The 15,423-nt window shown below is 45.4% G+C and carries 13 protein-coding genes and 1 pseudogene; 8 read left to right on the forward strand and 6 right to left on the reverse strand.

All coding sequences use genetic code 11. The features are described from left to right. The first annotated feature begins 127 nt into the window (after positions 1 to 127). The 3 genes from CEQ48_RS14010 (at position 128) to CEQ48_RS14025 (ending at position 2,790) form a co-directional block, all read left to right on the forward strand. Positions 128 to 982: a co-chaperone YbbN gene (locus CEQ48_RS14010; RefSeq protein WP_198301164.1), complete on the forward strand. Its 855-nt coding sequence runs from the start codon at positions 128 to 130 to the stop codon at positions 980 to 982. A gap of 430 nt (positions 983 to 1,412) precedes the next feature. After that, positions 1,413 to 2,333, forward strand: coding sequence for an SPFH domain-containing protein (locus CEQ48_RS14020; protein ID WP_000963390.1), 921 nt, complete (start codon positions 1,413 to 1,415; stop codon positions 2,331 to 2,333). Positions 2,334 to 2,340: 7 nt separating this feature from the next. Further along, a complete protein-coding gene (locus CEQ48_RS14025) occupies positions 2,341 to 2,790 on the forward strand; it encodes an NfeD family protein (protein ID WP_089071668.1) in 450 nt (149 codons plus the stop codon). Between the two features lie 43 nt (positions 2,791 to 2,833). On the opposite strand, the gene cueR is transcribed toward CEQ48_RS14025, so the two are convergent. The 5 genes from cueR to zipA form a co-directional block, all read right to left on the reverse strand. Further along, complete coding sequence (gene cueR / locus CEQ48_RS14030; RefSeq protein ID WP_089071669.1) at positions 2,834 to 3,253, reverse strand: Cu(I)-responsive transcriptional regulator; 420 nt, start codon at positions 3,251 to 3,253, stop codon at positions 2,834 to 2,836. A 60-nt stretch (positions 3,254 to 3,313) separates the two neighbouring features. After that, a complete protein-coding gene (locus tag CEQ48_RS14035) occupies positions 3,314 to 4,129 on the reverse strand; it encodes a hypothetical protein (protein ID WP_089071670.1) in 816 nt (271 codons plus the stop codon). Positions 4,130 to 4,205: 76 nt separating this feature from the next. Beyond that, complete coding sequence (gene chiP, locus CEQ48_RS14040) at positions 4,206 to 5,210, reverse strand: chitoporin (protein ID WP_089071671.1); 1,005 nt, start codon at positions 5,208 to 5,210, stop codon at positions 4,206 to 4,208. A 630-nt stretch (positions 5,211 to 5,840) separates the two neighbouring features. Next, positions 5,841 to 7,850 (reverse strand): NAD-dependent DNA ligase LigA, encoded by a 2,010-nt coding sequence (gene ligA / locus CEQ48_RS14045; RefSeq protein ID WP_089071672.1) that lies wholly within the window; start codon positions 7,848 to 7,850, stop codon positions 5,841 to 5,843. A 132-nt stretch (positions 7,851 to 7,982) separates the two neighbouring features. Beyond that, a complete protein-coding gene (gene zipA, locus CEQ48_RS14050; protein ID WP_089071673.1) occupies positions 7,983 to 8,858 on the reverse strand; it encodes a cell division protein ZipA in 876 nt (291 codons plus the stop codon). A gap of 229 nt (positions 8,859 to 9,087) precedes the next feature. Here zipA and cysZ point away from each other — a divergent pair. The 5 genes and pseudogenes from cysZ to crr all read left to right on the forward strand — a co-directional run bounded on the left by cysZ (position 9,088) and on the right by crr (position 13,960). After that, a pseudogene (gene cysZ, locus CEQ48_RS14055) lies at positions 9,088 to 9,841 on the forward strand (sulfate transporter CysZ). A 122-nt stretch (positions 9,842 to 9,963) separates the two neighbouring features. Continuing rightward, on the forward strand, positions 9,964 to 10,932 hold the full coding sequence (gene cysK / locus CEQ48_RS14060) for a cysteine synthase A (RefSeq protein WP_089071674.1): 969 nt from the start codon (positions 9,964 to 9,966) through the stop codon (positions 10,930 to 10,932). A 297-nt stretch (positions 10,933 to 11,229) separates the two neighbouring features. Beyond that, positions 11,230 to 11,487 (forward strand): HPr family phosphocarrier protein, encoded by a 258-nt coding sequence (locus CEQ48_RS14070; RefSeq protein ID WP_000273061.1) that lies wholly within the window; start codon positions 11,230 to 11,232, stop codon positions 11,485 to 11,487. A 133-nt stretch (positions 11,488 to 11,620) separates the two neighbouring features. Continuing rightward, complete coding sequence (ptsI, locus tag CEQ48_RS14075; protein WP_089071676.1) at positions 11,621 to 13,342, forward strand: phosphoenolpyruvate-protein phosphotransferase PtsI; 1,722 nt, start codon at positions 11,621 to 11,623, stop codon at positions 13,340 to 13,342. 108 nt (positions 13,343 to 13,450) lie between these two features. Further along, on the forward strand, positions 13,451 to 13,960 hold the full coding sequence (gene crr, locus CEQ48_RS14080) for a PTS glucose transporter subunit IIA (protein ID WP_000522239.1): 510 nt from the start codon (positions 13,451 to 13,453) through the stop codon (positions 13,958 to 13,960). 59 nt (positions 13,961 to 14,019) lie between these two features. On the opposite strand, the gene CEQ48_RS14085 is transcribed toward crr, so the two are convergent. Beyond that, positions 14,020 to 15,228, reverse strand: a complete 1,209-nt coding sequence (locus CEQ48_RS14085; protein WP_198301165.1) for a 2-octaprenyl-3-methyl-6-methoxy-1,4-benzoquinol hydroxylase — start codon at positions 15,226 to 15,228, stop codon at positions 14,020 to 14,022. Positions 15,229 to 15,423: the final 195 nt, after the last annotated feature.

Below are 15,423 nucleotides of genomic sequence, written 5' to 3' on the forward strand. Positions count from 1 at the left end.
TCAAACAAGGGAACCGAGCCGATTATGCAATCGCTTTACTTAGGATGGAAATCACCAAGGCTTGAGTTTTGAATCCTGCATCCCCATAGTTTATTCAGCGATGTGCCATCCAAACCAAGGATTTGCTATGCAAGCAGCGAAGATTATTGATGTTTCTCAACATAACTTTCACCAAGTGCTCCAACACTCCACACTCTCACCAGTACTTTTTTATTTTTGGGCGCCAATCAGTCATGAGAGTGCTCAGTTGTTGCCTGCGATTGAACAACTCACAGAACGTTATCAAGGAGCCTTTGTTCTTGCACGCTTAAATTGCCAAGAAGAACAAGGCATTGCTGCGCAGTTTGGCATTCAAGCGATTCCGACCATTGCGCTGTTTATTGAAGGCAAACCCGTCGATGGATTAGGTGGCCCTCAGCCAATTGCAGCGGTGGAGGAAATGCTTAAGCGTCATTTGCCTAGCGATGAAGAGCGCCTCATGTACCAAGGATTCGAGCTTGCAGAGCAAGAACAATTTAGTGAAGCATTATCTCTGCTCAGCACATTGAGTGATGAGTGGCGCAATAAAGGTGAGGTCAAACTCACTCTAGCTCGCTGTTATCTTGAAACCGGCGCAGTAGAAGCGGCGCAAACCGAGCTGGCCAACATGCCACTTGAATACCAACAAGGTGAATACAAAACGCTGATCGCGAGACTCGAATTACATCAACAAGCCGCGAATAGCCCAGAAATTATCGCTCTTGAGCAAGCGTGGAATAGTGACCCGCAGAATCCCAATATTGCTATAGAGCTTGCCAAACAATATCACCATGTCAAACGCGATGAGGAAGCCCTCACCTTACTCTGGTCTTGGCTCAGTAAAAATCTAAACACCTTAGATGGTGAAATGAAAAAAACCTTTATGGATATTCTAACCGCCCTAGGTCAAGGTCATCCATTAGCGAATCAGTATCGTAAAAAACTCTATTCCCTGCTTTACTAGCCCAAGTCCAGCCGATTCACGACGTGAAGCATACGGCCAACACGGCGGCTGCTTGAAATAGGAAAAGACATATGGCGCTCTAATATGAGCGCCATATTTATATCCTCAAACGACTTGGAGTTGCAGGTAAGCGGCAAATAAGTGAATCCCCTCCAGCATAGATACACTATGTGATTGGGGTGAGCGAATACTGCCAACACAACTGCAGCTTCAAGCAGGAAGGATAATCATCAGCTATAAAATTGATTGTTAGCCCTTCTCTAGGATAGTAAATAGCATTAGTTGCTGTTAACTTAGTCACAAGTCACTGATTGAGAACGTTTTCGACTATTTTTTTTGGCAAGAGGCGCTCATTCTTAGCTGACTAAATATTCGCTCATCGCTTTAACGGCAAGTAGCAAGCTATTACTTTAAAAAACAAGGATACGTCATGGCTATTGATTCATTGATCACTATCGCAGTTCTCGTACTGGCTGTGGTTATTTTCATCTCCTCTGCAGTAAAAACCGTGCCTCAAGGTAATAACTGGACGGTCGAAAGATTTGGGCGCTACACACAAACACTCAAGCCCGGACTCAACCTAATCATCCCTTTTATTGACCGTGTTGGTCATAAAATCAATATGATGGAACAAGTTTTAGATATCCCAGCTCAAGAAGTCATTTCCAAAGACAACGCGAATGTTGTGATTGATGCGGTCTGTTTTGTGCAAGTCATTGATGCTGCGAAAGCCGCTTATGAGGTTAGCCAACTGCAACATGCTATCCGTAACCTCACCCTCACTAATATGCGTACCGTATTGGGTTCAATGGAGCTGGATGAGATGCTCAGTCAACGTGACATGATTAATACCAAGCTGCTGTCAATTGTTGACCATGCCACTAGCCCGTGGGGTGTAAAGGTGACACGTATTGAAATCAAAGATGTGCAGCCACCTGCTGATTTGACCGCTGCAATGAATGCTCAGATGAAAGCTGAGCGTAACAAACGGGCTGAAGTCCTTGAAGCTGAAGGGGTGCGCCAAGCGCAAATCTTACGTGCAGAAGGTCAAAAACAATCCGAAATATTGAAAGCTGAAGGGGAAAAACAAGCCGCCATTTTACAAGCTGAAGCACGTGAGCGTGCCGCCGAAGCGGAAGCCAAGGCAACCACTATGGTTTCAGAAGCCATCGCTAAAGGTGATATGCAAGCGGTCAATTACTTTATTGCTCAAGGCTATACCGAAGCGCTGAAAGCCATTGGTCAAGCAGAGAATGGTAAGATCATCATGCTGCCACTTGAAGCAACAGGCCTCATGGGTTCTGTCGCTGGAATTGCAGAAATGTTTAAATCATCACAAACCACTAAGTAGGTGCCCCGTGGTAGAGCTACTCTCACAATTGAATTTCTGGCATTGGTTGGCCTTGGGCTTACTTCTATTAGCCGCTGAGCTACTCGGCACTGCAGGTTATTTTTTGTGGCTTGGCCTATCAGCACTGTTAGTTGGGGTATTGCTGGCCGTAATGCCTCTTGGTTGGCAACTGCAGTGGCTGGCTTTTGCGAGTTTTTCTCTGGTCACGACTTGGCTTTGGTGGCGACGTCAATTTAGCCGAGATAAAAAGCAAGATACAGAACGCGACCTTAACCAGAAAGAAAAACAGTTACTCGGACGTATTATTCCGATAACTCAAGATACCCAAGTAGGAGAGTTTCAAGTCACACTGGGTGATACGGCTTGGACAGCGCGCTGCGATCAGGAGCTTGCCGCAGGGAGCCGTGTTTCTGTCGTTGCTGTGGATGGGATTATCTTAGTCGTCCAACCTATCTAAAAGTCTATCATTCTGTAGGCAACTTCAAGTCGGAACTAAGGCCCTACAGGGTCTTAGTTTTATTGTTTGAACAACAATGTCCCTTCAACTGTTCTATGATTGGGCAATCGCTACCTTGATCTCCGGGACAAGATGCAATCCACTCTTCTAGCTGCTGCTTAATCATAGTGAGCTCGGACAATTTACTCGAGACTTCTTGCCACTTTTCTTGCGCTCGCGCACGCACCGCCGCGCTCGTTCGGTTTGGATCATTGGCAAGAGTGAGCATGGCTTTACACTCATCCAAACTAAAACCGACTCGCCGACAGCGAGCAATCAGCAGTAAATCATCCACATGCTGCTGAGTGTAAGTTCGATAACCACTTTCAGAGCGCAATGGTGGGGTGATGAGACCTTTCTCTTCGTATAAACGAATCGACTTGGCGGTAAGAGAGGTGAGTTTGGCAATCTGGCTAATGTTCATAGTACATAAAAAATAACAAAGGCATGGAAAGACCATGCCTTTATCTAGCTAGAAATGCAATTATTCTTGGCTAATCAGCCAGGATAGAATCGATGCTTTTTCGGCCTTATCTGCTTTTTTGTACCAATCAGCCATCATTTCTACCAGTTTATTTTGCGTAACCATGGGTTGAGCGACTTCTGCTCGGTTAGCAAATGCCCAGTTAGCAAATTCTTGGCGTTCGGCTGAATTGGCTTCACCAAATAGATATTGCACCATTTCTGTGGGCTTGGAAGCTGTTGGTTGAGTTTGAACAGCGACAATAGGTGCCACTGGTGTAACTGTTGCCCCTTGTAAGGCAAATTTAGCTTCATTGATAACCGCTAAAAAGTACGCTTTAGGAACCGTGAATTCTACTTGGTTTTTGCCTGTTGATGAGGTAAGCGCAAACACAACTGAATCCGAGTTCAGTTGCTGAATATATTCTTGAGATAATGGAAACTTAAACCATTGTGTAGATGTACAATGCTCGGTACAGGTCTCAGCCAATGGGCGATACGTGTCTACTTTAAATTGCTCTGATGAGTATGCTACCGTGTCAAATTGGTCATAATTCTTAAAGTAAGTTACGTTCATATCAACGTATGAACCTTCAATATTTAACCCTTCGGCTTTAGGAAAATTACCGACATAACTTAGTTCAGATTTGACAATATCAGGCCCTAAGATTGCTTTAGCTTCTGGTGTAATATCTTTTGCTACAACTTGAACATAGTTGTGCCTTTCTTTGACATTCTTCGCCACATCATTGAACACACTCGAACTGTCTAAATTACTGCATCCAACGGCCATGGTGATGGTTGAAAATAATATGGTCGTTTTAAATAAATTCATCATTTATGTCCTTGTTTATGGAGTAAAAACACCGGCACAAGGCCGGCGTTTTTATTAAAGAAAGGCAGAATTCGTCTAATTAGAAGCCGTATTCCAGACCTACACGTACGAAACCTTTCTTGTCTGCTGAGTCATATGCATCATGCTGACCAACACGGATGTATGGTACGAAACCATTTTTCACGTACATTAGCTGTGCAGACAATACTTCATCGTCATCTTTTTGCTCAACACCTTTTACTTCAGATTCAAGGTTAGCAGCGTAGCCCACTTTGAAGCCCCATGGACCGTTCCAGTATTGACCGATCAGAGAGTATTGACCTTGTTCACCTTCTTGGCCTGCGACAGTTTTAGATTCACCTTCGCTGTACTTGTATGCACCAGCTAAGCCAAAACCAGCAGGAAGAGGTAGCTCAAAACCTACGATGTAAGCAGTAGAGTCAAAGTTTGAACCATCATATTTTGAGTTAGACTCATAGCCACCGTGCAGTGTAACGATGTCAGCAACATTGTAATGCACACCGAAACCTACGTGATCAGAGTCTTTAACGTCTGTTTTACCACGACCAGCTGAAACGTTGAAAGTTAGACCGCCAAATGCTGGAGAGTCGTAACGAGCAATGTCACCTTTACGATCGTAGTGTGCTTTAACGTCGCCGCCCCAGTCGAATACACGACCTAAACCTGGGTTAGAATATGGCCAGTCAACGATTTCATACAGAGGAGTCAGCATACGACCGAAACGGATCTTACCCCAGTCACCTTGCAGACCTAGGAAAGTATCACGAGCACCAAGCGTGCTGCCTTTACCATCTTCACCAACGTAGCCAGATTCGATTTGCATGAAAACGTTCACGTTATCAAACATATCTTTGCTAGCACGGAAACCGATACGAGATTCGTTTTCGTAGTCATAGCCGTTGCTGTCTTCTTGATAGAACACAGAAATTGCCGCTACACCGTACGCTTGCACGTTGAAATCAGACAGAACACCGATTGCACCAGTTTCAGATGCGGCAAACGCACCAGTTGACGCCATCGCTACTGCTGCACCCAGAAGAGTACGTTTAAACATTTTGTCCATGGATAACTCCTAAAAATGGATATAGCTGTTTTTTGAGTTTCGCCCTTAAGTTGGCCGCCGAAGGGAGAAGTCATTTCCTTTTCGAGTATCGAAACCGATTCTCTTAGTTGTTGGCACACTGACCGTGTATCCATATCCGTAGACTAACTCTCGGTTAGAAAACATCAATCAGAACTTAATTTTTATCTAAAAAAATATGAGCCACGGCAAACTTCTGGGGAGTAAGTGATCGAGATCCAATTATTACCAGCGCAAAACCAGGCGAAAGTTAAGTTACTGATAAGTATTGATTTTTATTATTACTTAATATCTTTTATTTGAAATACGTCGAATAAAAACAAAATGAGAGATGACTTTTAAAAACAATAAAAGTTCTGAACTTGATATGAATTGGCGAGTTGTTTTTGTGCAAAAATAAACCCCAGCATCGGCTGAGGTTTAGACTTGGGATAAGCAAGAAGTTCAATCTATTTATAAAAAATGCAGCAGATCCAACATGAAACATACCGAATCGAGTTGGAACTGTAGGTAGGCTGCAAGTAAATTCATCCCCATAAGCATAGGCAGGCGATGTTGGAGTGAACAAACCTCCCCAACACCACTGTTGCTTTAAATATTAAGCAAATAGGCTTATTTCAAAAATTCGATTAATGCTTGCTCATCGAAGACTTGGATACCTAACTCGGTCGCTTTGGCTAGCTTAGAGCCCGCTGCTTCTCCTGCAAAAACCATATCAGTATTTTTTGATACGCTCCCCGTCACCTTAGCACCTAAAGCTTGTAGTGCGGCTTTCGCATCATTACGAGACAATTGAGTAAAACTGCCGGTTAACACAACAATTTTGCCCGCTAGAGCAGAGTCTACCGCCACGGGCGCAGCCGTTAGCGCCGGCCATGTGATGCCTTGTTCTAGCAATTCATTGATCACTTGTTGGTTACGGTCTTGCGCAAAGAAGGCCTGTAAATGGCTTGCGACAACCACTCCGACATCAGGAACTTCGATAAATTGTTCTAAACTCGCTTGTTGAATCGCTTCCAAACTTAAAAAGTGCTGAGCCAAATTGAGTGCGGTAGCCTCGCCGACTTCACGAATACCCAGTGCATATAAAAACTTAGGTAATGTGGTTTGCTTCGCTTTATTGAGAGCATCAATCACATTCTGCGCCGATTTGGGACCCATTCGCTCTAAAATTGTGAGCTCTCCCGCTCTTAATCGGAATAAATCCGCAGGTGTACTCACCATTTCTCGGTCAACCAGTTGCTCAATCACTTTATCGCCCAAGCCTTCTACATCCATGGCCTTGCGAGAAACAAAATGCTTCAATGCCTCTTTGCGCTGAGCTTGGCAAATCAGTCCGCCGGAACATCGAGCAACCGCTTCTCCTTCAACCCGTTCAACATCCGATTGACAAACTGGGCAGCGAGTAGGAAATACAATGGACTTTGCATTCTCAGGGCGTCGGTCTAACACCACAGAGACGATTTGTGGGATGACATCCCCAGCACGGCGGATCACCACCGTATCTCCGACCATCACTCCCAAACGCTCAATCTCATCGGCATTATGTAATGTGGCATTACTTACCGTAACACCACCGACAAACACAGGTTCCAACTTAGCAACCGGGGTAATCGCACCAGTACGACCTACCTGAAATTCAACATCATTGAGCAAGGTGAGCTCTTCCTGTGCAGGAAATTTATAGGCAATCGCCCAGCGCGGCGCTCTAGCAACGAACCCCAATCGCTCTTGCAACTGGATATCGTCAACTTTAATGACGACGCCATCAATCTCATAAGCCAAAGACTGGCGACGTTGCAAAATGTCTTGATAAAAAGCTTTGACTTCGGCGAGAGAAGTTACCAGTTTGGTTTCTGGACAAATCGGCAGCCCCCAGCCCTTTAGTTGTAAAAATCGTTGATAGTGGCTGGGCGCTAACTCTCCACCTTCAATAACACCAACACTGTAAGCGTAAAAAGCAAGTGGACGTTGGGCGGTAATTTTGGAGTCGAGTTGACGTAGGCTCCCCGCCGCTGCATTACGAGGGTTCACAAACTGCTTTTCACCTTTTTTAAGCGCTCGTGCGTTAAGTGCTTCAAACCCCGCTTTAGGCATAAATATTTCACCGCGCACTTCAAGGCGAGTTGGAAAATCTGCGCCTTGCAGGCGTAAAGGGATTGATTTAATGGTACGTACATTTTCTGTGATATTTTCGCCGGTCGTACCATCACCACGAGTCGCCGCGCGGGTCAGAACACCATTTTCGTATAGTAAACTGACCGCCAAGCCATCCAGTTTCGGCTCACAACAAAAGGCACTATGCTGTACCGCCGGGATCCGATCCGTCATACGGCGATAAAAGCTTTCTAATTCACCATCATCAAAGGCGTTATCGAGCGATAACATCGGAATTTCATGCACGACAGATTCAAAAGCATCCAGCGGACGTCCTCCGACTCGTAAACTGGGCGAGTCCGAGCTCATCAATTCTGGGTGAGCCGCTTCCAATTCCAGCAGCTCGCGCATTAAGCGATCGTATTCTGCATCCGGAATGGTAGGGGCATCTTCTACGTAGTAGCGGACACCATGCTCATGCAAGGTTTTTCTTAACTCTGTTAATCGTTGCGCGACATCTGACATCGTAATTCTCTCGGATGATGAAAAAAGGCTCCGCTACGGAGCCCTTTTAGTATAACTAGGGATATCTTTATCTTGTTACTGAAGAAGTAAAGCAGCACGCTATCGCGTGGTGCTTGAATGAATACCCAAAACCTAGGCTTGAGCGGCTCGAACTTTAAACTCTTGAATTTGCTTACGATAAGCATCAAGTCGGTTTGGAGTCATTAAGTTACGAGCATCGTCCAACACATGCCCACCAAGATCATCGGCAATTTGTTGAGCGGTTTTTAGCATCAACTTGAAGTTTTGCTCAGGATCGCCAAAACACGGCAGTGTCATAAAAAAGGAGATGCCTTTGGTTGAAAAGTCCGCAGGATCATCATGCATGAGCGTACCAGGTTGCATCATATTCGCGACACTAAACAACACTTTCCCCGTTCCAGAGAGATCCGCGTGGCGATGGAAAATATCCATCTCACCAAACAACAAACCATTTTGCTGCATGCTATCGAACAGTTTGGTTCCGATAAAAGGCTGGTTACCAGCGCAGTGTACATTGAGCACTATCACATCCAGCTTTTCTTCCTGCAGCTCTTGCACCTCAATCTCGGTCACCGCTTCAGGTTGCACCTTAGCCATTGGCACATTTGGCGCAACTCGAGGCATCTCAACCTGAGGTTGAACCTTTCTAGGTTGAGGTTGGGATTGAAGCTGAACCGGAATGTGCTCTTCCTCATCCTCTTCCTCATCCAGCTCATCATGGGCCGCGAAATCAGAGATCAGAGGATCGTGCTGTTGATTCGGAATGCCAAAATCAGGCTCTTTGCGTTCCTTGCGGATGATTTCGAAATCGTCTTCCGCCGCAAAGGCACGCGAAGGCGGATCATCACTTTCGACTTTCATCTTGCGCAGAGGTTTATCACCAAACTTGGACTTTCCCTCTTTTTTGCTGGTCCACAGACCATGAAACAGCAACGCCGCTATCGCCAACGCGCCAACAATTATCAATACGAATCGCAGTTCCTGCATCTTAAACTCTCAGTATCCCGTTTGATGTTCTGAGCTCTAGCGCCCGACAGGACGTTTATCAGGGTGTGTTTTTGACTTGTCGGGGTACTTTACCAAAACTCTCGTTGAATTTAGAACAACTTAATGTGAGAAGTTGAAAAGATGACGCGTTTTTTGCAGTTTCGTCATTTCACTTCAGTGTCAATCAAGTACAATCTTCACTCGGTTTATCAAGGAGAATACCGTTTTTATGCAGATCAGCTCACGTTCCGGGTTCGGCTACTTCTCTTACGGCATACGTTTGGCTTTAACGCCAGGCATACGTCGGTTCGTTGTTCTTCCGCTACTGGCTAACATCATCTTAGTCGGCGGTGCTATGTACTACTTATTCAGCCATTTAGACACTTGGATCAGCGAGTGGATAGGACAATTACCTTCGTTTCTCTCTTGGCTAAGTTATGTACTTTGGCCGCTGTTAGCATTAACCATTCTCGCTACTTTCTCCTATTTTTTTAGTACCTTAGCCAACTTTATTGCCTCGCCATTTAATGGTCTATTGGCCGAAAAGGTGGAGCAGCATCTATCAGGTGAACGCATCGGTGAGGAAGGAGTCTGGGCACTGGTCAAAGACGTTCCTCGAATCCTTAGTCGAGAATGGCGGAAACTGCTTTACGTACTTCCCAAAGCACTTGGCTTATTCCTGCTATTACTTATCCCAGCACTTGGGCAAACCCTAGGCCCTATTGCTTGGTTCCTGTTCACGGCTTGGATGTTGGCTATACAGTATTGCGACTATCCCTTCGATAACCACAAAATCAGCTTCCATGACATGCGTAACACTTTGAAACAAAATCAAAGTAAGGCCTATGGATTTGGTATGCTGGTCGCTTTTTTTCACGAGCATTCCGATTGTGAACCTCTTCATCGTCCCAATTGCCGTGTGTGGCGCGACGGCGATGTGGGTGATGGAATTTAAGACACAACACTCCCCTCTGCGCCAATAACAAGCACCACATAAGTTATAACTTTTTAATCCTTTTCGCTTAGTGAATATGAACTTATTCTCTGTCCATATTCACTAAGTATTCACGCACACTCACTGCGTAACGAATGAAGGAACATCGCCATGAGCAAAATCTACGAAGACAATTCACTGACTATTGGTAACACTCCACTAGTGCGCTTAAACAAAGTCTCTAACGGCAAAGTGCTGGCTAAGATTGAAGCACGCAACCCAAGCTTCAGCGTAAAATGCCGAATCGGCGCTAATATGATTTGGGAAGCTGAAAAGCAAGGCAAACTCAAGCCTGGCGTTGAATTAGTAGAGCCAACGAGTGGTAATACTGGTGTTGCCCTAGCATTTGTTGCTGCAGCTCGTGGTTACAAGTTAACTCTGACCATGCCTGAATCAATGAGTTTAGAGCGTCGTAAGCTACTCAAAGCACTTGGCGCCAATTTAGAACTGACTGAAGCAGCAAAAGGCATGAAAGGCGCGATTGCGAAAGCGGAAGAGATTGTTGCCAGCAACCCAGAAAAATACTTGCTCCTCCAGCAATTCAATAACCCAGCCAACCCACAAATCCACGAAAAGACCACAGGCCCAGAAATTTGGGATGCAACAGATGGTCAAGTCGATGTGTTTGTTGCGGGTGTGGGTACTGGCGGTACATTGACGGGTACCAGTCGCTACATCAAAGGCACTCAAGGTAAAGCCATTCTCTCTGTCGCGGTTGAACCGGCTGAATCACCGGTCATTACACAAGCTCTAGCGGGAGAAGAAATCAAACCTGCGCCACATAAAATTCAAGGTATCGGTGCAGGCTTTATCCCTGGCAACTTAGATTTAAGCTTGATTGATCGTGTTGAGCGTGTCACCTCAGACGAAGCGATTGAAATGGCTCGTCGTCTCATGGAAGAAGAAGGCATTCTCGCGGGAATTTCTTCCGGCGCTGCGGTTGTTGCAGCCAACAGAATCGCACAATTGCCTGAATTTGAAGGGAAAACTATAGTCACCGTGCTACCAAGTTCAGGTGAACGTTACTTGAGCACAGCCCTATTCGCAGGCATTTTTACAGACAAAGAAAACCAGCAGTAATACGTGGTTAAATCAAATTTTCGTTTAAAAAAGCCCCAGTCAGGGGCTTTTTTGTTGATCCCTGCCTCACCTTTGGTAATATCGGCATGTTTTATTTTTAGCTTCAAAATAAAGAAGCAGACGGTTTACACTCAATTGCTCAAATTGCAAAAAATAGCAAAGGCGATTGATAAAATTTTAACCAGTCTTAGTTCTAACACGAAAAGCCTGTGACAGTGCTAGCACAAAGCAGTTTATGCAGTTAAGCTAAATCTGGTTAACAAACTTACAAAAAATAAACTTATTGGGGTATAAAACATGTACGAGAAGCAAGTAGAAATCACTGCAGAAAACGGCCTTCACACTCGTCCTGCTGCACAGTTTGTTAAAGAAGCAAAAGCTTTCGATGCAGACATCACTGTGACTTCTAACGGTAAAAGTGCAAGCGCGAAAAGTTTGTTCAAGCTGCAAACGCTAGGTCTGGTAAAAGGTACTGTAGTCACTATCTCTGCCGAAGGCCCTCAAGCAAAAGAAGCTGTTGAGCACCTAGTTGCTCTGATGGACCAACTTCACTAATCCGGTCTTCCTTTCAAAGCCATTTTGTTCACGCAAAATGGCTTTGTTGGAAATAACCCGAGAAATACGCTAAACGTTACGATTAGCGATTGTCCACTCTCCCGTTTACAGTTGACCAGTTTAAGGTAAGGCTATGATTTCAGGCATTCTAGCATCTCCAGGTATTGCTATTGGTAAAGCATTACTTCTTCAAGAAGATGAAATTGTCCTAAACACAAACACCATTTCTGACGATCAAGTAGAAGCCGAAGTTGAGCGCTTTTACACTGCGCGTGACAAATCTTCTGCGCAGTTAGAAGTGATCAAACAAAAAGCACTTGAAACTTTTGGTGAAGAAAAAGAAGCCATCTTTGAAGGCCATATCATGTTGCTTGAAGATGAAGAGCTAGAAGAAGAGATTTTAGCCCTCATCAAAAAAGAAAAAATGTCTGCCGATAACGCGATTCATACCGTTATCGAAGAGCAAGCCACTGCGCTTGAATCTTTAGACGATGAATATCTCAAAGAACGTGCAACAGACATCCGTGATATCGGTACACGTTTTGTGAAAAACGCTCTGGGCATGCACATCGTATCGCTGAGCGAAATCGATCAAGAAGTTGTTCTTGTTGCTTACGATTTAACGCCTTCTGAAACTGCGCAGATTAACCTGAACTACGTTCTTGGTTTTGCATGTGATATTGGCGGCCGTACTTCTCACACTTCTATCATGGCTCGCTCTCTAGAGCTGCCAGCGATCGTCGGCACTAACGACATCACGAAGAAAGTGAAAAACGGCGACACTCTGATTCTGGACGCAATGAACAACAAGATCATTGTGAATCCAACACAAGCACAAATTGAAGAAGCCAAAGCAGTTAAAGCGGCTTTCCTAGCAGAAAAAGAAGAGCTCGCTAAGCTGAAAGATCTTCCAGCTGAAACGTTAGACGGTCACCGCGTTGAAGTGTGTGGCAACATCGGCACAGTGAAAGACTGTGACGGCATCATCCGTAACGGTGGCGAAGGTGTCGGTCTGTACCGTACTGAATTCCTGTTTATGGATCGTGATGCTCTTCCAACTGAAGAAGAGCAATACCAAGCCTATAAAGAAGTTGCCGAAGCGATGAGCGGTCATGCCGTGATTATCCGTACTATGGATATCGGCGGCGACAAAGATCTTCCATACATGGATCTGCCGAAAGAGATGAACCCTTTCTTGGGTTGGCGTGCCGTTCGTATCAGCTTAGATCGCCGTGAAATTCTACGTGACCAACTACGTGGTATTCTGCGTGCCTCTGCACACGGCAAACTTCGCGTTATGTTCCCAATGATCATTTCAGTAGAAGAGATTCGTGAGCTGAAAAAAGCGATTGAAGAGTACAAAGCTGAACTGCGCACCGAAGGCTATGCTTTCGATGAGAACATCGAAATCGGTGTGATGGTGGAAACACCAGCTGCAGCAGCCATTGCTCATCACTTAGCGAAAGAAGTCTCTTTCTTCTCTATCGGTACTAACGATTTAACTCAGTACACCCTAGCGGTAGATCGTGGTAACGAGATGATCTCTCACCTCTATAACCCACTCTCTCCAGCGGTTCTGACCGTGATCAAGCAAGTGATTGATGCTTCTCACGCAGAAGGCAAATGGACCGGTATGTGTGGTGAATTAGCGGGTGACGAGCGTGCAACTCTGCTCCTACTCGGTATGGGTCTGGATGAGTTCTCAATGAGCGGCATCTCGATTCCAAAGGTGAAGAAAGTGATCCGTAACGCCAATTATGCGGAAATCAAAGCGATGGCTGAAGAGGCGCTTGCCCTGCCAACGGCTGCAGAAATTGAAGCTTGCGTAGATAAATTCATCGCAGCGAAAGCGTAATTATCGGTTGATACCAAGGAGATAGGCGATGAAAATAGTCGTCTATCTTTAGCGATTGGTATACTATACTTCGACAGAACAAATTTAAAACGTTAGGAGCATGACACAATGGGTCTGTTTGACAAACTTAAGAAGCTAGTCTCTGACGACAGCGCTAACGCAGGTGCAATCGACATCATCGCACCTCTTTCTGGTGAAATTGTAAACATCGAAGATGTACCAGATGTGGTTTTCGCTGAGAAAATCGTTGGTGACGGTATCGCGATCAAGCCTGCTGGTAACAAAATGGTAGCTCCTGTTAACGGTACTATCGGTAAAATTTTCGAAACCAACCACGCGTTCTCTATCGAATCAGATGACGGCGTTGAGCTGTTTGTTCACTTCGGTATCGACACTGTTGAACTGAAAGGCGAAGGCTTCAAGCGTATTGCTGAAGAAGGTCAATCAGTGAAAATCGGCGATACCATTATCGAATTCGATTTGGCACTGCTCGAAGAGAAAGCAAAATCAACTCTGACTCCAGTTGTTATCTCTAACATGGATGAAATCAAAGAGCTGAACAAACTTTCTGGTTCAGTAACTGTGGGTGAAACTCCAGTTCTACGCGTAACCAAGTAATTCACTTGTGTGATGTTAAAAAAACGCTGCCTAGTGCAGCGTTTTTTGTTTTTCAGAGCTTACTGATTAGACTGGTTCGTACTGTTTAACGAAGATACAGATCCATTTGAAAAACCCAGCGCATAACGCAATACTTGCGTTTTTAGCGGCCCGGAACGCTCTGCCAGAGCAAGAGTGACATTACGCAGGAACTTAACCGGTGTAATTGAGTTGCTAAAGGTTTTGTAAAACAGATCCATCCCCGTTTGCATCAGAAGATTATCAGGGCGGCGGCGACGTTCATAGCGTTCAAACCGTGTCTGACTTAATACCACTTGATCCTGTGATTCCGCCAGCAACACGGCCACATCTTTAAAGCCCAAATTGACGCCCTGCCCTGCTAGTGGGTTTATGGTGTGTGCTGCATCACCAATCAAAATACAACGATTTTTCACATACTGCTGAGCATGACGGCGTGTTAATGGGAAAGCACCGTGTTGCAACACTTGAATATTCCCCAACTCGGCTGGAAAATACTGCAGAATTTCACTACGCAATTGCTCCGGATTAAGACCACTGAGCTTGCGAATACGCTGCGGTGTGTCATACCACACCAAAGAAGCCTGATTGCCGCCCAAAGGCAGGTAGGAACGCGGCCCTGTTGGGAAAAATTGCTGCCACGTGGTTTCTTGTTGGATCTGCTCCGTCTGCACATTAATCAACATACAGTGTTGGCGATAATCCCACGCCGTTACGCCGATATGCGCCAGTTGGCGCACCTGGGAATTTGCGCCATCCGCACCGATTACCCAATCACACTCAATTTCAGCGCCCGATTGCAAGCTAACACGGCATCCCTCTGCACTCACATTCAACTGCGCCAATTGTTCGGGACACATTAAGGTCAACTGCGGATAAGCTGCAAATTGCTGCCATAGTGCTAATTGAATGACTCGGTTTTCTACCATGTAACCTAATTGTGGCAACCCGAGCGACTCACAAGAAAAACGCGTACGACATTCTGGGTGTTCCCACGTTTCTAAGTGACGATAAGGACAAGCGCGCATACCAACAACACTTGACCAAGCACCCAGTGCTTCTAGCAGTTCTACCGAGGTTTGCGAAATCGCAGAGACACGCACATCCATAGGCTGACTGGGCTCAAAAGCGTGCGGCGCGCCAGAATCAATTATCACAACCTTGCGTCCTTGGCGTGCAAAGCCCAGTGCAGCAGCCGCGCCCACCATGCCGCCCCCCACTACGAGGATGTCAAATTTGTTGCTACTCATACCTTTTCCCACCCAGTATTTTCTCTTCACGGCATTGTACGGAGTAAGGGAAATATTGCGACATTTTTTACGTTAAAACCTTGCTTGGAATAAGGTAAAAAGCCAATCACAACAAGGGTTACAAGAGAATTCTGCCAATTACTAGTCAGTCGGTTTTTAAAGCAGTACAATACGCCGCTTACCGCCGAGAGGGCG

Source organism: Vibrio tarriae (assembly GCF_002216685.1).
Taxonomy (GTDB): domain Bacteria; phylum Pseudomonadota; class Gammaproteobacteria; order Enterobacterales; family Vibrionaceae; genus Vibrio; species Vibrio tarriae.